This window comes from Mycobacterium sp. OAS707, assembly GCF_014873705.1.
GTDB lineage: Bacteria > Actinomycetota > Actinomycetes > Mycobacteriales > Mycobacteriaceae > Mycobacterium.
On record NZ_JADBDS010000001.1, the window covers coordinates 401,974 to 417,779 of the forward strand.

The 15,806-nt window shown below is 63.7% G+C and carries 15 protein-coding genes; 9 read left to right on the top strand and 6 right to left on the bottom strand.

Annotation, left to right across the window (positions count from 1 at the left end; translation table 11 throughout):
* Positions 1 to 9: 9 nt before the first annotated feature.
* Complete coding sequence (locus GGC64_RS01930) at positions 10 to 900, top strand: haloalkane dehalogenase (protein ID WP_192720767.1); 891 nt, start codon at positions 10 to 12, stop codon at positions 898 to 900.
* Between the two features lie 39 nt (positions 901 to 939).
* Here the strand turns inward: GGC64_RS01930 and GGC64_RS01935 are convergent, their stop codons facing one another.
* Complete coding sequence (locus GGC64_RS01935; protein WP_192722360.1) at positions 940 to 1,356, bottom strand: hypothetical protein; 417 nt, start codon at positions 1,354 to 1,356, stop codon at positions 940 to 942.
* Between the two features lie 128 nt (positions 1,357 to 1,484).
* Here GGC64_RS01935 and GGC64_RS01940 point away from each other — a divergent pair, with 128 nt between their 5' ends.
* The 4 genes from GGC64_RS01940 to GGC64_RS01955 are packed head-to-tail and all read left to right on the top strand — an operon-like array spanning position 1,485 to position 5,349.
* A complete protein-coding gene (locus GGC64_RS01940) occupies positions 1,485 to 3,146 on the top strand; it encodes a cytosine permease (RefSeq protein ID WP_192720768.1) in 1,662 nt (553 codons plus the stop codon).
* 55 nt (positions 3,147 to 3,201) lie between these two features.
* Complete coding sequence (locus GGC64_RS01945) at positions 3,202 to 4,257, top strand: catalase family peroxidase (RefSeq protein WP_370581941.1); 1,056 nt, start codon at positions 3,202 to 3,204, stop codon at positions 4,255 to 4,257.
* The gene (locus GGC64_RS01950) at positions 4,254 to 4,883 is read left to right on the top strand and encodes a cytochrome b/b6 domain-containing protein (protein WP_192720769.1); all 630 of its coding nucleotides are present in this window, start codon (positions 4,254 to 4,256) and stop codon (positions 4,881 to 4,883) included. The genes GGC64_RS01945 and GGC64_RS01950 overlap by 4 nt, the downstream gene beginning before the upstream one ends.
* Complete coding sequence (locus GGC64_RS01955) at positions 4,822 to 5,349, top strand: hypothetical protein (protein ID WP_192720770.1); 528 nt, start codon at positions 4,822 to 4,824, stop codon at positions 5,347 to 5,349. Before GGC64_RS01950 ends, GGC64_RS01955 begins: the two co-directional genes overlap by 62 nt.
* Before the next feature lie 890 nt (positions 5,350 to 6,239).
* Here GGC64_RS01955 and GGC64_RS01960 read toward each other — a convergent pair.
* Positions 6,240 to 6,965 (bottom strand): GAF and ANTAR domain-containing protein, encoded by a 726-nt coding sequence (locus GGC64_RS01960; protein WP_192720771.1) that lies wholly within the window; start codon positions 6,963 to 6,965, stop codon positions 6,240 to 6,242.
* Between the two features lie 664 nt (positions 6,966 to 7,629).
* On the opposite strand from GGC64_RS01960, the gene GGC64_RS01965 reads away from it, so the two are divergent.
* Entirely contained in the window at positions 7,630 to 8,535 is a 906-nt protein-coding gene (locus tag GGC64_RS01965; protein WP_192720772.1) for a glycosyltransferase family 2 protein, read from the top strand.
* A gap of 33 nt (positions 8,536 to 8,568) precedes the next feature.
* Here the strand turns inward: GGC64_RS01965 and hisS are convergent, their stop codons facing one another.
* Entirely contained in the window at positions 8,569 to 9,834 is a 1,266-nt protein-coding gene (hisS, locus tag GGC64_RS01970; RefSeq protein WP_192720773.1) for a histidine--tRNA ligase, read from the bottom strand.
* 9 nt (positions 9,835 to 9,843) lie between these two features.
* The gene (locus tag GGC64_RS01975; protein WP_192722362.1) at positions 9,844 to 10,506 is read right to left on the bottom strand and encodes an MBL fold metallo-hydrolase; all 663 of its coding nucleotides are present in this window, start codon (positions 10,504 to 10,506) and stop codon (positions 9,844 to 9,846) included.
* Positions 10,507 to 10,610: 104 nt separating this feature from the next.
* On the opposite strand from GGC64_RS01975, the gene GGC64_RS01980 reads away from it, so the two are divergent.
* Both GGC64_RS01980 and GGC64_RS01985 read left to right on the top strand, forming a co-directional pair.
* Positions 10,611 to 11,489, top strand: coding sequence for a peptidylprolyl isomerase (locus GGC64_RS01980; RefSeq protein ID WP_192720774.1), 879 nt, complete (start codon positions 10,611 to 10,613; stop codon positions 11,487 to 11,489).
* A 10-nt stretch (positions 11,490 to 11,499) separates the two neighbouring features.
* Positions 11,500 to 12,507 (top strand): peptidylprolyl isomerase, encoded by a 1,008-nt coding sequence (locus tag GGC64_RS01985; RefSeq protein WP_192720775.1) that lies wholly within the window; start codon positions 11,500 to 11,502, stop codon positions 12,505 to 12,507.
* Positions 12,508 to 12,613: 106 nt separating this feature from the next.
* Here GGC64_RS01985 and GGC64_RS01990 read toward each other — a convergent pair whose 3' ends face one another.
* Positions 12,614 to 12,907, bottom strand: a complete 294-nt coding sequence (locus GGC64_RS01990) for a DUF4333 domain-containing protein (protein ID WP_192720776.1) — start codon at positions 12,905 to 12,907, stop codon at positions 12,614 to 12,616.
* Between GGC64_RS01990 and GGC64_RS01995 the strand changes: the two genes are divergently transcribed.
* Positions 12,900 to 13,424 (top strand): DUF3592 domain-containing protein, encoded by a 525-nt coding sequence (locus tag GGC64_RS01995; RefSeq protein ID WP_192720777.1) that lies wholly within the window; start codon positions 12,900 to 12,902, stop codon positions 13,422 to 13,424. The two genes, GGC64_RS01990 and GGC64_RS01995, sit on opposite strands and share 8 nt — an antisense overlap.
* 7 nt (positions 13,425 to 13,431) lie before the next feature.
* On the opposite strand, the gene GGC64_RS02000 is transcribed toward GGC64_RS01995, so the two are convergent.
* A complete protein-coding gene (locus GGC64_RS02000) occupies positions 13,432 to 15,780 on the bottom strand; it encodes a bifunctional (p)ppGpp synthetase/guanosine-3',5'-bis(diphosphate) 3'-pyrophosphohydrolase (protein WP_192720778.1) in 2,349 nt (782 codons plus the stop codon).
* Between the last annotated feature and the right edge of the window lie 26 nt (positions 15,781 to 15,806).

Below are 15,806 nucleotides of genomic sequence, written 5' to 3' on the forward strand. Positions count from 1 at the left end.
GAGGACGCAATGCCGGGAGCCAAGCCCTACGGCCAGCTGCAGTACAAGCAGATCAACAGCAAGCGGATGGCGTACATCGACGAGGGCCAAGGCGATGCGATCGTGTTCCAGCACGGCAATCCGACGTCGTCGTATCTGTGGCGAAACGTCATGCCGCATCTGGAGGGGCTGGGTCGACTGATCGCCTGCGACCTGATCGGCATGGGTGCCTCCGACAAGCTCGACGATTCGGGCGCGGACCGCTACCACTACGCCGAGCAGCGCGATTTTCTTTTCGCGCTTTGGGATGAACTCGACCTGGGCGATCGGGTGATACTTGTTCTGCACGACTGGGGTTCAGCGCTTGGCTTCGACTGGGCGAACCAACACCGTGACCGGGTGGCCGGAATCGCCTACATGGAAGCGATTGCAATGCCGGTCAATTGGGACGATTGGCCCGACGCCGGCCGTCGCGTCTTTCAGGGATTCCGCTCGCCAGAGGGCGAAGCGATGGTGCTCGACAAGAATGTCTTCGTCGAGCGGGTACTGCCCGGCTCGATCCTTCGTCAACTCAGCGAAGAAGAGATGGACCACTACCGCGCACCGTTCCGCAACCCGGGCGAAGATCGACGGCCGACATTGTCGTGGCCACGCAACATCCCTATCGAGGGTGAACCGGCCGACGTGGTCGCCACCGTCGAGGAGTATGGCAAGTGGCTGTCGCAGAGCGAGGTGCCCAAACTCTTCGTGAACGGCGACCCCGGATCGATCATCCAGGGACGTGTCCGCGACTTCGTCCGCACCTGGCCGAACCAGACCGAGGTCACGGTGCCCGGTTCGCACTTCCTTCAAGAAGACAGCCCCGACGAAATCGGGGCCGCCGTCGCGTCATTTGTGCGCGCGGTGCGCGCCAGTAGTTAGGCCCTAATCACCGGCGATGAGCGCTTGCGCGAAGAGCAATCACCACTGCGAGAGCTGGCACTGCAGGTTGTATGGAGCGTCCTGCTGCACGACCACCTGACCGTCCACGGCGATTTCGCAATGCGGATTCGGTGCGGCCTGCCCGCCGTGCGTGGTGCTGCTGACGGTGAAGATCGCCCACTGCGGATCGGCAAGCGTGGTCTCGAACACCCACGGCGCGTCCGGCCCGACGTTGATGGTCTCTCGCTTCACGAATGCGTACGCATCGGCGTTGTAGGCCTGCTTGTTCGGCGGCTGGTTGACCAGATAGAAGAGGTCGAAATCAGCGGGGCCGCCCGTCGTGAGCGTGTACCGCACCTGGTGACCAGCCGGCTCAGCGCTCGCCACGCCATGACTCACTGTAATTCCGGCAGCCGCCACCACCAGCGCAGCCCCAACCGTTGTCACTTTTCGCATGTCCGTCACATCGCGGCACGGTACCGGATCGTTACAACCGGTACATGTCCACACACCCTGGCCAAATCTGTTCACGCAGGGAACGTGCTTGAAATCGATACGAAACAAGTCGGTCTTAATTTCGCGGCATGACACAAGAGCTCAGCAAAGAGCCGCTGAACGAGATCGTCGAGACCGACCTCGACACAATGACAGCCACCAAGGAAACCTTGGAGGACTACACGCTGCGATTCGCACCGCGCAGCTACCGGAAATGGTCAACACGTGTCGTCGGCATATCCGCGCTGGGCGGCATCGCATATCTCGCCGACTTCGCAATCGGCGCCAACGTCGGCATCTCGTACGGCACCACCAACGCACTCTGGGGCATCCTGATCTTCGCCGTCGTCATCTTCTTGACCGGCTTCCCGGTTGCCTACTACTCCGCGCGCTACAACATCGACCTCGACCTCGTCACTCGCGGTAGCGGATTCGGCTACTACGGCTCGGTGGTCACCAACGTCATCTTCGCGACATTCACCTTCATCTTCTTTGCGCTCGAGGGCTCGATCATGGCGCAGGGACTCAACCTCGGGCTGCATGTCCCGTTATGGCTCGGCTATGCGGCTTCGACGCTGATCATCTTTCCGCTCGTGATCTACGGCATGAAAGTGCTGTCCACACTTCAGGTCTGGACCACTCCCCTGTGGCTGGTGCTGATGGTCGCGCCGTTCGTGTATCTGGTGATCAGTCATCCCGATTCGGTCAGCCAGTTCTTCGCCTACCAGGGTGAGAACGGTAAGGGCGGCTTCGATCTGGGCTCGACCCTGCTGGCCGCGGGTGTCTGCTTGTCGCTGATCGCCCAGATCGCCGAACAGAACGACTATCTGCGCTTCATGCCGCCGCAAACCCCGGAGAACAAGCGCAGCTGGTGGACGTGGCTGATCCTGGCCGGGCCCGGCTGGGTGTTCTTCGGCGCCATCAAGCAGATCGTCGGTCTGTTCCTCGCGGTGTACCTGATCGCCAACGTGGCCAACAGCGCAGGCATCGCCAACCAGCCGGTGCACCAGTTCCTGGAGATCTACCGCAACTTCCTGCCCGGCTGGCTCGCGATGACGTTGGCCGTCGTCCTCGTCGTCATCAGCCAGATCAAAATCAACGTCACCAACGCCTACTCCGGCTCGCTGGCGTGGACCAACTCCTTCACGCGCATCACGAAGCACTACCCGGGACGCATCGTGTTCCTCGGCGTCAACCTGTTGATCGCGCTGATCCTGATGGAAGCCAACATGTTCAGCTTCCTGAACACCATCCTCGGTTTCTACGCCAACTGCGGGATGGCCTGGGTGGTGGTGGTCGCCTCAGACATCGTGTTCAACAAGTACTTGTTGAAGCTCTCCCCGATGAAGCCGGAGTTCCGCCGCGGCATGCTGTATGCGTTCAACCCGGTCGGCTTCGGCTCGATGCTGCTGGCCGCGGGCCTGTCGGTCATCGCGTTCTTCGGCGGCCTCGGCGAGGCGATCCGCCCGTACTCACCGCTGGTGGCGATCGGCCTTGCGCTGGTGTTGCCACCGATCCTCGCCATCGCCACCAAGGGCAAGTACTACTTGCGCCGCACGGACGACGGCATCGATCTGCCGATGTACGACGAACACGGCAACCCGTCGGGCGAGCACCTGAAATGCCACGTGTGCCATCACGACTACGAGCGCCCCGACATGATGCGGTGCGAGACGCACGATGCGCACGTCTGCTCGCTGTGTCTGAGCACTGACAAGGTGGCCGACCACGTGCTGCCCGCGCAGACGTAGTGTGACGTAGCGCACAGCGTTGAACCGATCCGCGAGCAGACGCGTTTAGCCGGTAGTGACCCAACTCAGCCGTCGCTCGGTTCTGCTTGGCATCGGTGCGGTCGGCGCATTCTTGGCGATCGACCTCGGGGCCGTCGCCTACGCCAACAAGTGGATCGGACCGCGCTCGCTGACCCGCGAGACCTTCATGGCCGGCTTCCGCACGGTATTCGGCCTTCATCCCGGCTTCCGGCGCAACCACGCCAAAGGGGTCGTGGTCAACGGCTACTTCGACAGCAACGGCGACGGTCGTGAGCTGTCGAAAGCCGCTCTGTTCACGCCCGGTCGAACTCCGGTGATCGGACGGTTCTCGCTGAGCGGCGGCAACCCGATGGTGGCCGACGCACCGGCGACGGCGCGCGGCCTCGGACTCGCATTCGCCTTCCCCGATGCCACGCAGTGGCGGATGGCGTTGCTGAATTTGCCGGTGTTCGTTGACCATTCGCCGCAAGGCTTCTACGACCGGCTGCTGGCATCGAAGACGGATCCGGCAACAGGGAAACCCGACCCGGTGGCGATGTCGGCATTCAACAAAGCGCATCCCGAGTCGGTCGCAACGATGGCACTGATCAAGCAGCATCCGCCGACCCCGGGGTTCGCCGACAGCACGTACAGCAGTCTCATCACGTTCTTCTTCGTCAACGACGCAGGTGAACGCACACCGGTGCGGTGGGCGTTCGTCCCGATGCAAGCGGCGTTACCACCGCTGCCGGGAACAACAAACTCGCTTTTCGACGCGCTTGTGCGTCAGATGCGCAGCGGCCCACTGCGGTGGCGACTGTTGCTGAGCGTCGGTCAACCGGGCGATCCGATAGCCGACGCGACGCAGGCGTGGCCGAGCGATCGCCGCACCGTCGACGCGGGCGTGCTCACCTTGACGACCGTCGAGACCGAAGCGGCCGGCAATGCTCGCGACGTCAATTTCGATCCGCTCGTACTGCCCGATGGGGTCGAGCCATCGGATGACCCATTGCTTTCCGCCCGGTCCGCCGTGTACGCGGCCTCCTATCGAGCACGGACGGGTGAGCCGAAGTCGCCGTCCGCGGTGCAGGTCGACGAGGTCGCACCGTGACCGCGCCGGCGGGCTATCCACTGCGCACGCGCATCCTGCACTGGCTGACCGCGGTGCTCGTGTTCAGCATGCTGCTCATCGGATTCGCGATGGTGAACTCGATCGGCTCCTACGCCTCGCTGCGCGCTGTGCACATGTCGCTCGGCATCATCGTGCTCGTCATCGTCGTGGTGCGGGCCGCCAACAGGTTCACGCACCGCGTGCCCACGCTGCCCGAAACGGTCGGCTGGCTGGAACACAAGGTCGTCATCGGTTCGGAACTCCTGTTGTACGCGCTTCTGCTGGCCCAGCCGCTCGTCGGATGGGCAATGGTGTCGGCCACCGGTAAGCCGGCCGTCGTCTTCGGATCGGTGTCCCTGCCTCGCATTGCGCCGTTCGACGCGGACCTGTATTTCACGCTGCGCCAAACGCATTCGCTGCTCGCCTACACGTTGGTGATTGTCATTGCCGCACACGTCAGCGCCGTGCTGCTGCACACGCTGACGCTGCGCGACGGCATGCTGTCCCGGATGGCGTTTGCGAATTCGGCCACGTCCGAGCCGGCTAGCGTGCACCCTGCAATAGGTGAACACAGCAACCCCGCCGCGAACACTGGCAGACACGGGCGGCCTCGTCGTCACCGATGACGGCCGACGGGTGCTCGTCTTTGACCGTCGGACGGGTGCGCTGACGGTCGTGACATTTGTGCTGGGGCTGCTTGCAGTCGTCGTCGGCGGCTTCGGTCTCGTCGCGCTCATCGCCGGCACGCCGTCTCGCGGAGTCGGCGCGGTATTCGCGGTCGTCGGCCTGGTGATCGCGATAGGAGCAGTGGTGGCGTTCCGTCAGTTTCGCCGCCGCCGCAGTCAACCGCTGCACACCTGTCGCCCGGTGGCGGTCATCGACCGCAAGCTCGGGATATTCAGCTACGGCGGCGGTGCAATCGTCCAGTTGGATCAGGTGCGCTTTGCGCGCAAGCTGCAGATCGGCTCGAGCTCGCCGAAACTCGTCGCGGTCACGCCAGGCGGCACGCACGTGCTCAAGCGCGGAAACCCGTTCGACGGCGGCATCGGCAATGTCGATGAACTGTTGACTGCGGTTGTCACAGGCGGCTGAAGGCAGCGGCGAGCGCGACCGAGATTCGTTTCAAACGAAAACAATGATTCGGTTGGCTGATTGGATTGATGGCTATTTGGTACGCCTAGGCGATGTCGTCCGAACGTACGGCTGTCACCTGCATATTCAGGTCAAATAGCAAGCTACTTGGAACGCGCTGCGACAATTTTGGGAAATAATTAGACCGTTGCTTTCGCGTGTGTTAATTTTGGGATCTGCCAACGCGTTCCCACGGGGATAAAGCGTTGGCAAGCGAGAAATTAGCGTTGTCGTCGAGACCCCGCGGCAAATGACACCCATGTCGTTAGAAGCCGAGGGAGTCGGCCGTGTTGCCCGCAATTCGCTCTACTCAATCCCACCATCAAGATGCGACTCGTGGAGATGGCAGCGCCTTCCCACAGGCGCGCACATGCCAACCCCGACCGCCACAGACAAATGAAGGAGCAGTGAGCGCAGGGCGGGGAGGCCTGCAAAATTCGGGGGCGCCAAGCCCCGAGCTGCCCAGGCGGACAAGCAAATTCAAACTCCATGCCTTCCGCGGCGACATCACTGATTCACCGAATTACGCCAGGCACTTCACGTGCCCGCGCGATTGGGCCGAGCATGCCGGCCTGGAGTTTGCGGAGGCCGGCCGATGATCTGGGTGTTCGTGGTTGGTTTCCTGATCGGCTGGGTCATCGGCGTGCTGCCCAGGCTGGTGCACTATGAGGGGGACTGAATGATGTTTGAGGACTTCGCAATTGCAGTGCTGGTGGCAGCCATCGCGGCAGCCGCGTGGCTACTGCCGTCGCTTCCTGCGCATAGCGATGTCGAGATGGGCACGGTCCCTTATTCAACGGTCAGATAGGTCCCAGCGGGGCCGCCTACTGCGTGACGTCAAGCATGCGAGGTTATGGCGCGCCATCCAAGATGGCGGTCGTGTCCGTGCCCTCGACCACCGCACGGGCGACTTCTACCAAGAGTTGGTTGGTCTTTCGGGCGTGGGTTCGCAAGAGTCTGAACGCGGTATCCATGTCGATAGCGCCACGCTCGGCCAGCACGCCTTTTGCTTGCTCGATGATCACGCGTGTGTTCAACGCAGCCTGCAACTGCCTGCTGACTTCCTCCGAGCGCCTCACGATGCGTTGGTGCAGTATCCCGATCGTCGCCACGTCGGCCAAAGCCTGACCCACCGCAATGTCAGCAACCGACATTCGGCCGGGCTTGATGCGAAGCAGATTCATCGCGCCCAGCCGCTCATCACGCAACCGCAGCGGCAACGCATGGACCGATTGGAAGCCGTACTGCCCTGCGCGTTCGGCGAACGCCGGCCACCGATTCGGATCGACAGTCAGGTCGTCGACCACGACCGGTTGCCCGGCGCGATAGGCCTGCAGGCAGGGGCCCGCATCGGCTTGAATCTGAAACACTTCCAGCAATCGCGTCTGCTCGCTGCTCGACGCGAGCACGTGTACGTCGCCGAGTGGATCGACAAGCACGATGCCCACGGCGTCGACCGGCAGCAGGGCCATCGAACTGTCGACAAGTTGATGCGCCAACTCAACGACGTCGTAGTCGGCCACCAAGGTGTCGGCCAACGAAACGACCGCGTTGGCCAGACTCTCGTAGCGATCCATTCACATCCCTCTGGTGGGCAGTCTTGCCCCTGAACTCCTCGCGGTCAACTCGGCCTCGTCGACATCGTCTTTGGCGCATAGCATTTCGGCGCTGCGGGTGCCCCCAAGGTCTTTGCCGGTCCAAGGGCACGCCGCCACAGTCACCGGGTACGTCGCGGTTGCATGTGGCGTCGCGTAACACATCTCTGCAGGAGACGGCAGTTTTCTTGCGTAATCCCGAGCAAATAACCTATCCTCGGGTTGCGCTGCTTCCCCAGTCCCCGGTAGCTGGCACCGCCTTTGAGATTTGCAGGACTCGTCAAAGGGAGTCTGGGCCGGGCACTTTGAGGGGAAGATGTCACTTCGCTCAGACAAGTTCTGCTAGCGCGTCCAGCCTCGGCGCCCTGGACTTGTGGCGTGGGCGGTACCGATGCGCAAATTCGGCTTGGTGCCAATGGTGCGTTCGGTGCGAACTGCAGACGGCATATCAGTCAGGACCCGATTGGGGGCGCGAGGCGACGTGAAGACCCATACCTCCGCATCGCCACGCGCCTCCAATTGTCGTCCCGCATGGACGCAGTCCCCCGCCACGGGAGCCCCTCCAGCGGCATGGGCCGACATCGAACTGAGTGCGCTATGGCCACAGCGGGAGCTGACAATCGCCGACCCGGGTGCCCACAAAGTCATGACCCTCGTTCGCCTGCACAACCAACCACTGGGCGTCGTCGTGCTCGACGTCAGCCAAGACCGGACATGGCACGCCCATTCCGCGACGGTCATGGCGGCACTGCGATCGCGGATCAACGACCACCTCGCCGCTGACGGGCTACCCGGCACCGACGACATTGAGTCGATTGCAAGCGAACACGACTCGGTGCCACAGTGCGTCCGTCACCGCTCTGCACTGTTGGTCGACACGCCGCAGATCACCGTCATCGTAGCCACACACGAACGCCCTGCCGCCCTCCGCGAGTGCCTGGACAGTGTGCTCCGACAGGACTACCCACGGTTCAAGGTCGTGGTCGTCGACAACGACCCGCACACCATCGAAACCACGAAACTGATTGCAACACAGTTCTATCCGCGGGTGCAGTACATCAGAGAACTCCGCCGGGGAACGGCGTCCGCACACAACAAGGGTTTGCACGCAGCGCACGGAATGATCACCGCATTTGTCGACGACACTGTCGTCGTCGACCGGTCTTGGCTGACCGGCGTTGCCGAGGGATTCGCCAGCGCAGCTGACGTGGGTTGCGTCACCGGCCCCACCCTGCCCGCCGAATTGAACACCCACGCCCAGCTGATGCTCGAGCGCCGGAGCGGCCCCGATGAAGGGTTTCAGCAACGGACCTTTGACACCGACCTGAGTCGGCGCGGCGAACCATTGTTCGCGTTCGCCGCGGGACGATTCGGCGCGGCAACGAACCTGGCCTTCGACACCGCGCTCCTGCGCAGGCTCGGAGGTGTCGAACACGCCAGTGGCACTGGAACTTTCACGCGGGGAGGGCGGGATCTGTCAGCGTTCTTCCGCATCATCTTGCAGCATCGCCTGGTGTATCAGCCTGCTGCTATGGTCTGGTCGTCTACGTGACTAAAAGGTGTGGCGGGCCGAGAAGTTCGGCAATCAACCGCGGCTGAGACGCGAAAGCACCTCGGCGAGAACATTATCCACACCCACATCGACCTGATCACCGGTCGACAGGTTCTTCACCCCGATCGTGCCGGCCTCGATATCGCGATCACCGGCAACCAAAGCGATCGACGCGCCCGAGCGGTCGGCGGCGCGCATCGCACCCTTGATTCCGCGGTCACCGTAGGACAGGTCGACGCGCACACCCGCAGCCCGCAGTCGCGCACCGAGCACGGCCAACGTCAGTTTGGCCTGATCCCCCAGTGGCACCCCGAACACATCGACGCGGGTGGCACCGCCAACGGTCTTGCCCTCGGCTTTCAATGCCAACAGCGTACGGTCGACACCGAGACCAAAGCCGATGCCGGACAGGTCTTTTCCGCCGAGCTGACGCATCAGCCCGTCATAGCGCCCGCCGCCACCGATGCCCGACTGAGCTCCTAGCCCGTCGTGGACGAACTCGAAAGTCGTCTTCGTGTAGTAATCCAGCCCGCGCACCATCCGCGGATTGATCACGTACGGCACCTCGAGCGCGTCTAGGTGCGCGAGCACCGAGTCGAAGTGCTGCTTGGCCGCATCGGACAGATGATCCAGCATCACAGGTGCATCGGCGGTCATCTCGCGCACTTTGGGGCGCTTGTCGTCGAGCACCCGCAACGGGTTGATCTCGGCGCGACGGCGGGTCTCTTCGTCCAAGTCCAGCTTGAACAGGAACTCCTGCAACAGTTCCCGGTACTGCGGCCGACAGGAGTCGTCGCCCAATGACGTTATCTCCAGGCGGAAACCGTCGAGCCCGAGCGAGCGGAAACCCGCGTCGGCGACGGCAATCACCTCAGCATCCAGCGCCGGATCGTCGACGCCGATCGCCTCGACGCCGACCTGCTGCAGCTGACGGTAGCGACCGGCCTGCGGGCGCTCGTAGCGGAAGAACGGTCCGGCGTAGCACAGCTTCACGGGCAGCGGCCCGCGGTCCAGCCCATGCTCGATCACCGCGCGCATCACGCCCGCAGTGCCCTCCGGTCGCAGCGTCACTGAACGGTCGCCGCGATCGGCGAAGGTGTACATCTCCTTGCTCACCACATCAGTGGATTCGCCGACGCCGCGGGCGAACAACGCGGTGTCCTCGAAAATCGGCAATTCGATGTCGCCGTAGCCGGCGCGCCGGGCAGCATCGAGCAGGCCGTCGCGCACACCCACGAACTGGGCGGAGTCGGGCGGCAGGTAATCCGGGACGCCCTTTGGCGCCTGAAAATCAGTCACGGAAACTCATCAAGTCAAGCCTTCGAGGAATGGGTTCGTACGGCGTTCGAAACCGATCGTGGTCTTTTCACCGTGACCCGGTAGTACCACGGTGTCGTCGTCGAGCACCAACAGTTTTGTCATGATCGAACCGAGCAGGTCGCGGCCGCTGCCGCCGGGAAGATCAGTGCGCCCCACCGAGCCGCGGAACAGGGTGTCCCCGGAAAAGACCACCTCTTCTGGCCCGTCGGAAATCCGGAACACGACGGAGCCGCGGGTGTGTCCTGGCGTGTGGTCGACGGTCACCGTCACATCACCCACCTCTACCTTGTCGCCGTCGCGGTCGAGCTCAACAACCTGTTTGGGTTCGCGGAACAGCGCGCCGAACGCGATTTGGGCCAGCCGGGGCCCGAAGTCCTTGATCGGATCGGTCAGCATGAAGCGGTCTTCGGGATGGATGTAGGCGGGGCAGCCGTACATATCGGCCACCTTCTGGGCCGACCAAATGTGGTCGATGTGTCCGTGGGTCAACAGCACCGCGGCGGGCGTGAGGTGGTTGTCGTCGAGGACCTGCCGCAACTGCCCCATCGCCCGTTGGCCAGGGTCGACGATGACCGCGTCGGCCCCAGCCCGCTTGGCCAGCACGTAGCAGTTGCACGCCAACATGCCTGCCGGGAATCCGGTGATCAACACGGCGTCCAGTGTCCCATTCATCGTTGGCGCGGGTCGCAACCCCTGCACTCAGCAACGCCTGGCACACTCGGTGCCGACTACCGATCACGAGGAGGACACCGGCGGTGCCGACCAACGAACAACGGCGTGCAACGGCGAAGCGCAAACTGGAACGTCAGCTCGAGCGCCGAGCGGCGAGGGAGCGCAAACGCCGCATCTACCTGATCGTCGGATCCGCCGCGGCCGCGATCGTCGTGATCGGCGCCATCGTGGCCACCATCGTCATCACCAACAAGCACTCCGATACTCAGACCGCCGCCGCGACGACGTCATCGGCCGCCCCGACCAGCGCGGCCCCCGCTGCAGCAGGAGCGCTGCCCCCGTTCGCGGCACCGGCGAACCTCGGCGCGAACTGCCAGTACCCGCCATCCGCGGACAAGGCGAGCAAGCCGGCCAAGCCGCCGCGCACTGGCAAGGTGCCCACCGACCCGGCACAGGTCAGCGCCAGCATGTCCACCAACCAGGGCAACCTCGGGCTGCAACTCGACAACGGCAAGGCACCGTGCACGGTGAACAGCTTCGCCAACCTGGCACAGCAGGGTTTCTTCAACGACACACCCTGCCATCGGCTGACCACATCGCCGGGATTGGCGGTGCTGCAGTGCGGTGATCCGACGGGCCAGGGCACCGGCGGTCCGGGCTACCAGTTCGACAACGAGTACCCGACCAACCAGTACCAGCCCGATGACCCGAAGCTGCAGGAGCCGGTGAAGTATCCGCGTGGCACTCTCGCCATGGCCAACGCCGGACCCGGCACCAACGGCAGCCAGTTCTTCCTGGTGTACAAGGATTCGGAGTTGCCGCCCAACTACACGGTGTTCGGCACCATCGACGAGACCGGCCTGGCGACGCTGGACAAGATCGCCGCGGCGGGCACCGCCGACGGAGGTCAGGACGGCAAGCCGAAGAACGACGTCACAATCAAGTCGATTCTGCTCGACTGACGCTGCGGCCATGACAACTCCGCCGCCGTACGGGCCCTACCCACCGCCGCCGGGTCCGTACGCGGGGCCCTATGGCTATCCGGGGTACCCGCCGCGGGGCACCAACGCGTTGGCGATCGTGTCGTTGGTGTGCGCGTTCCTGTTCGCACCGCTTGGCATCATCTTCGGACACATCTCGCTGTCGCAGATCAAAAAGACCGGCGAGGACGGCCGCGGCCTTGCCATCGCGGGACTCGTCATCAGCTACCTGATCACTGTGTTCACGGTCGTGGCGATAGTGCTGAGCGTGCTGTTCTTCGTGACGGTCGCCAATGAGCTCGAGCGGCTGGACGGCCTGTCCACGCAGCCCTCAGTCACCGCAGCGCCCTCGCCCGTCGACAAGCAGCTGCCGCCGTTCGAGCCGCCGAAGACATTGGGGGCCAACTGCCAATACCCGGCGACGACTGAGCCGGCGAGCAAGCCCGTCAAGCCACCGCAGAACGGGCGGATCGCGACCGATCCTGCGCTCATCCGCGCGACCATCACGACGACCCAGGGCGCCATCGGGCTGGAGTTGGACAACGGCAAGACCCCGTGCACGGTCAACAACTTCACGAGCCTGGCCAGGCAGGGATTCTTCGATAACACCAAGTGCCACCGGCTGACCACATCGGCCGAACTCGGTGTGCTGCAGTGCGGCGATCCGACCGGCAGCAGCACGGGTGGGCCCGGCTACCGGTTCCCGAACGAGTACCCCACCAACCAGTACCGCCTGACCGATCCGGCACTGAAGGTCCCCGTGATCTATCCGCGCGGCACCTTGGCGATGGCCAACTCCGGGCCAGGGACCAACGGCAGCCAATTTTTCTTGGTGTACAAGGACTCTCAGCTGTCACCGACCTACACCGTGTTCGGCACCATCGACGCGGCGGGGCTGGCGACGTTGGAAAAGGTCGCCGCGGGCGGCGTGGCCGACGGCACCGAGGACGGCAAGCCGGTGATCGACGCAACGATCAAGTCGGTGCAGATCGGCTCCTAGCGCGAGGCATCCCCGCAGCCGATTCCGCGAGATTGCACTTGTTGTGCTGTCCCACTGCGACTTTCCCGCAATAACTGCAGTCTCGCGGCACAGAATCCGGCGGAGATTACTTGGTCGGCGCGGTTTTGATGTAGAACTCGACGTCGTCGCCCTGCACCTTGGTGACCTTCATCTTGGCGGTGTACTCCTTGCCCTCGGGTCCGGTGAAGTGGCATTCGAATTCCTTGCCGACCTCGGCGTCGACGCCCGAAGGGCACTTGACGTCGTTCGGCTTGAAGCCGGTCTGCTTGGACACCAGGTCGACGACGGACTGCGCGGCCCCCTCGGGCCTGATCGTCGACCCACAACCCGCCAACACCACCGCCAGCGAAGCAATCAGGACCACCAATGCAGTGCGCATCGCGGCAGTATTTCACAACAGAGCAAACAGCGACATACTTGATGGGGAAACGACACATCGGTCGACGGGGGAAGAGCAGATGGATGGTGGCGCATGGATTATGTTCGCGGTCGGCCTTGTCGGCCTGGTCTTGTCGATCCCGGCCTTCTGGCACACCCAGCGGGCGACCTTGTTTCGTCCCGTCCCGGGGCGGGTCGTCGAACGGTCCGTCGTGCCGGCGCCGTGGTTTCGGGTGACCGCCGGATGGGGCCCGTACGTCCTCAAAGTCAAGTACGCGTACCTGGTGAACGGCAGCGAGCTCGTCAGTGATCGCTTCTCGTTTGTGCCGCGCCGCTATGGACGCAAACGAGCAGACGCAGAGCTGGCCAACCTGCCGGATCAGCTGACTGTCTTTGTCAATTCCCACAATCCAGCGGATGCTGTCGTCGACCGGCGCGGCGCTGGAGCCGCGGTCTTCACTTTCCTCATTGGTGGCGTGGCGATGACGTACGCAATGAGCTCAATGCTTTACCGCTGACAGATGGTCACGCGGCGGAAGTCACACGGTAGACGTCGTAGACGCCCTCCACGTTGCGCACCACGTTGAGCAGGTGGCCAAGGTGTTTCGGATCGCCCATTTCGAAGGTGAACCGGCTGATCGCGACGCGGTCATCGGACGTCGTCACAGACGCCGACAGGATGTTGACCTTTTCGTCGGCCAGTACACGGGTCACATCCGACAGCAGTCGATGCCGATCGAGCGCCTCCACCTGGATGGCGACCAGGAACACCGATGACGGGCCAGGCGCCCACTGCACGTCGATGATCCGTTCCGACTGCTGTTGCAGCGACGTGGCATTCGTGCAGTCGGTGCGGTGCACACTGACGCCGCCTCCGCGCGTCACGAATCCCATGATGTTGTCGCCGGGCACCGGCGTGCAGCACTTGGCCAGTTTCGTCAACACTCCGGGAGCGCCGGGTACCGACACGCCGACGTCGTCGGTGCTGCGCTGCCGCACCACCATGGTCGTCGGCGTCGAGCGTTCGGCGAGCTCGTCGGCGGCTTCGTCGTCACCGCCGAGCTGGGCCACCAGCCGCTGCACGACGTGCCGTGCCGAGACGTGGCCTTCACCAACGGCGGTGTAGAGCGCGGACACATCGGTGTAGCGCAGCTCGCGGGCCAGCGCCGCCATCGACTCGGCATTCATCAAGCGCTGCAAGGGAAGCCCGCTGCGCCGAACCTCGCGCGCGATCGCGTCTTTACCCGACTCCAGGGCCTCTTCGCGGCGCTCCTTGGCGAACCACTGCCGGATCTTTGCCTTTGCGCGCGGCGACACCACGAACGTCTGCCAGTCTCGCGACGGGCCTGCGTTCGGCGCCTTGGATGTGAAAACCTCGACCACTTCGCCGTTTTCGAGCTTGCGCTCCAGCGCGACCAGCCTGCCGTTGACCCTTGCGCCGATGCAGCGGTGACCGACCTCGGTGTGCACGGCGTAGGCGAAGTCGACGGGAGTCGAGCCCGTCGGCAATGTGATCAAATCGCCCTTCGGGGTGAACACGAAGATCTCTTGCACCGCAAGGTCGTAGCGCAACGCCTCGAGGAACTCGCCGGGGTCCGCGGCCTCCCGCTGCCAGTCGAGCAGTTGGCGCATCCACGCCATATCATCGATCTCGGCGGCGGCGTGCGGATGAGGAGCGTTGCGGCCCTTGGTTTCCTTGTACCGCCAATGGGCTGCGATGCCGTACTCGGCGGTGTTGTGCATGTCATGGGTGCGGATCTGCACTTCAAGCGGCTTGCCCTCGGGTCCGACGACCGTGGTGTGCAGCGACTGATACACCCCGTAGCGCGGTTGTGCGATGTAATCCTTGAATCGACCCGGCATCGGCTGCCACAACGAATGCACCACGCCCACAGCGGCATAACAGTCGCGGATCTCGTCGCAGAGGATTCGCACCCCGACCAGATCGTGGATGTCGTCGAAGTCGCGGCCCTTGACGATCATCTTCTGGTAGATCGACCAGTAGTGCTTCGGCCTGCCCTCCACCGTCGCGTTGATCTTCGACGCGGACAGCGTGCCGTTGATCTCGTCACGAACCTTGGCGAGATAGGTGTCGCGCGACGGCGCGCGGTCGGCGACCAGCCGAACGATCTCTTCGTACTTCTTCGGATGCAGGATCGCGAACGACAGGTCCTCCAGCTCCCACTTCACCGTGGCCATACCCAGCCGATGTGCCAGTGGCGCAATGACTTCCAGCGTCTCGCGAGCCTTGCGGGCCTGCTTTTCCGGCGGCAGGAACCGCATGGTGCGCATGTTGTGCAGTCGGTCGGCGACCTTGATCACCAACACCCGGCCGTCGCGGGCCATCGCGATGATCATCTTGCGGATCGTCTCGGCGTCGGCGGCGGTGCCCAGTGCGACCCTGTCCAGCTTGGTGACGCCGTCGACCAGATGCGCCACCTCCTCGCCGAAATCGGCGGTCAGCTGTTCCATCGTGTAGCCGGTGTCCTCGACCGTGTCGTGCAGCAGCGCGGCGACCAGCGTGGTGGTGTCCATCCCGAGTTCGGCCAGGATGTTCGCAACGGCCAGCGGGTGGGTGATGTACGGGTCACCGGAGCGCCGCATCTGGTCGGCGTGACGCTCCTCGGCTACCTCGTAAGCCTTTTGCAGCAACGCCAGATTGGCCTTCGGAACGAAACTCTTGTGGACGGCGACCAGAGGCTCGAGCACGGGGTTGACGGCGCTGCGCTGAGCTGTCATCCGGCGGGCCAGTCTGGCGCGCACGCGCCGCGACGCGCTCGTCGAGACTTTCGGAATCTCCAGCGGCTGTGTCTCAGGCAGTGAAGCCCCGGGAGGCGCCTGCACGGCCTGTCCCGTGCCGGGTTCGTCAGCCATGGTCACCTCCTCTTCGCCAGACTTCG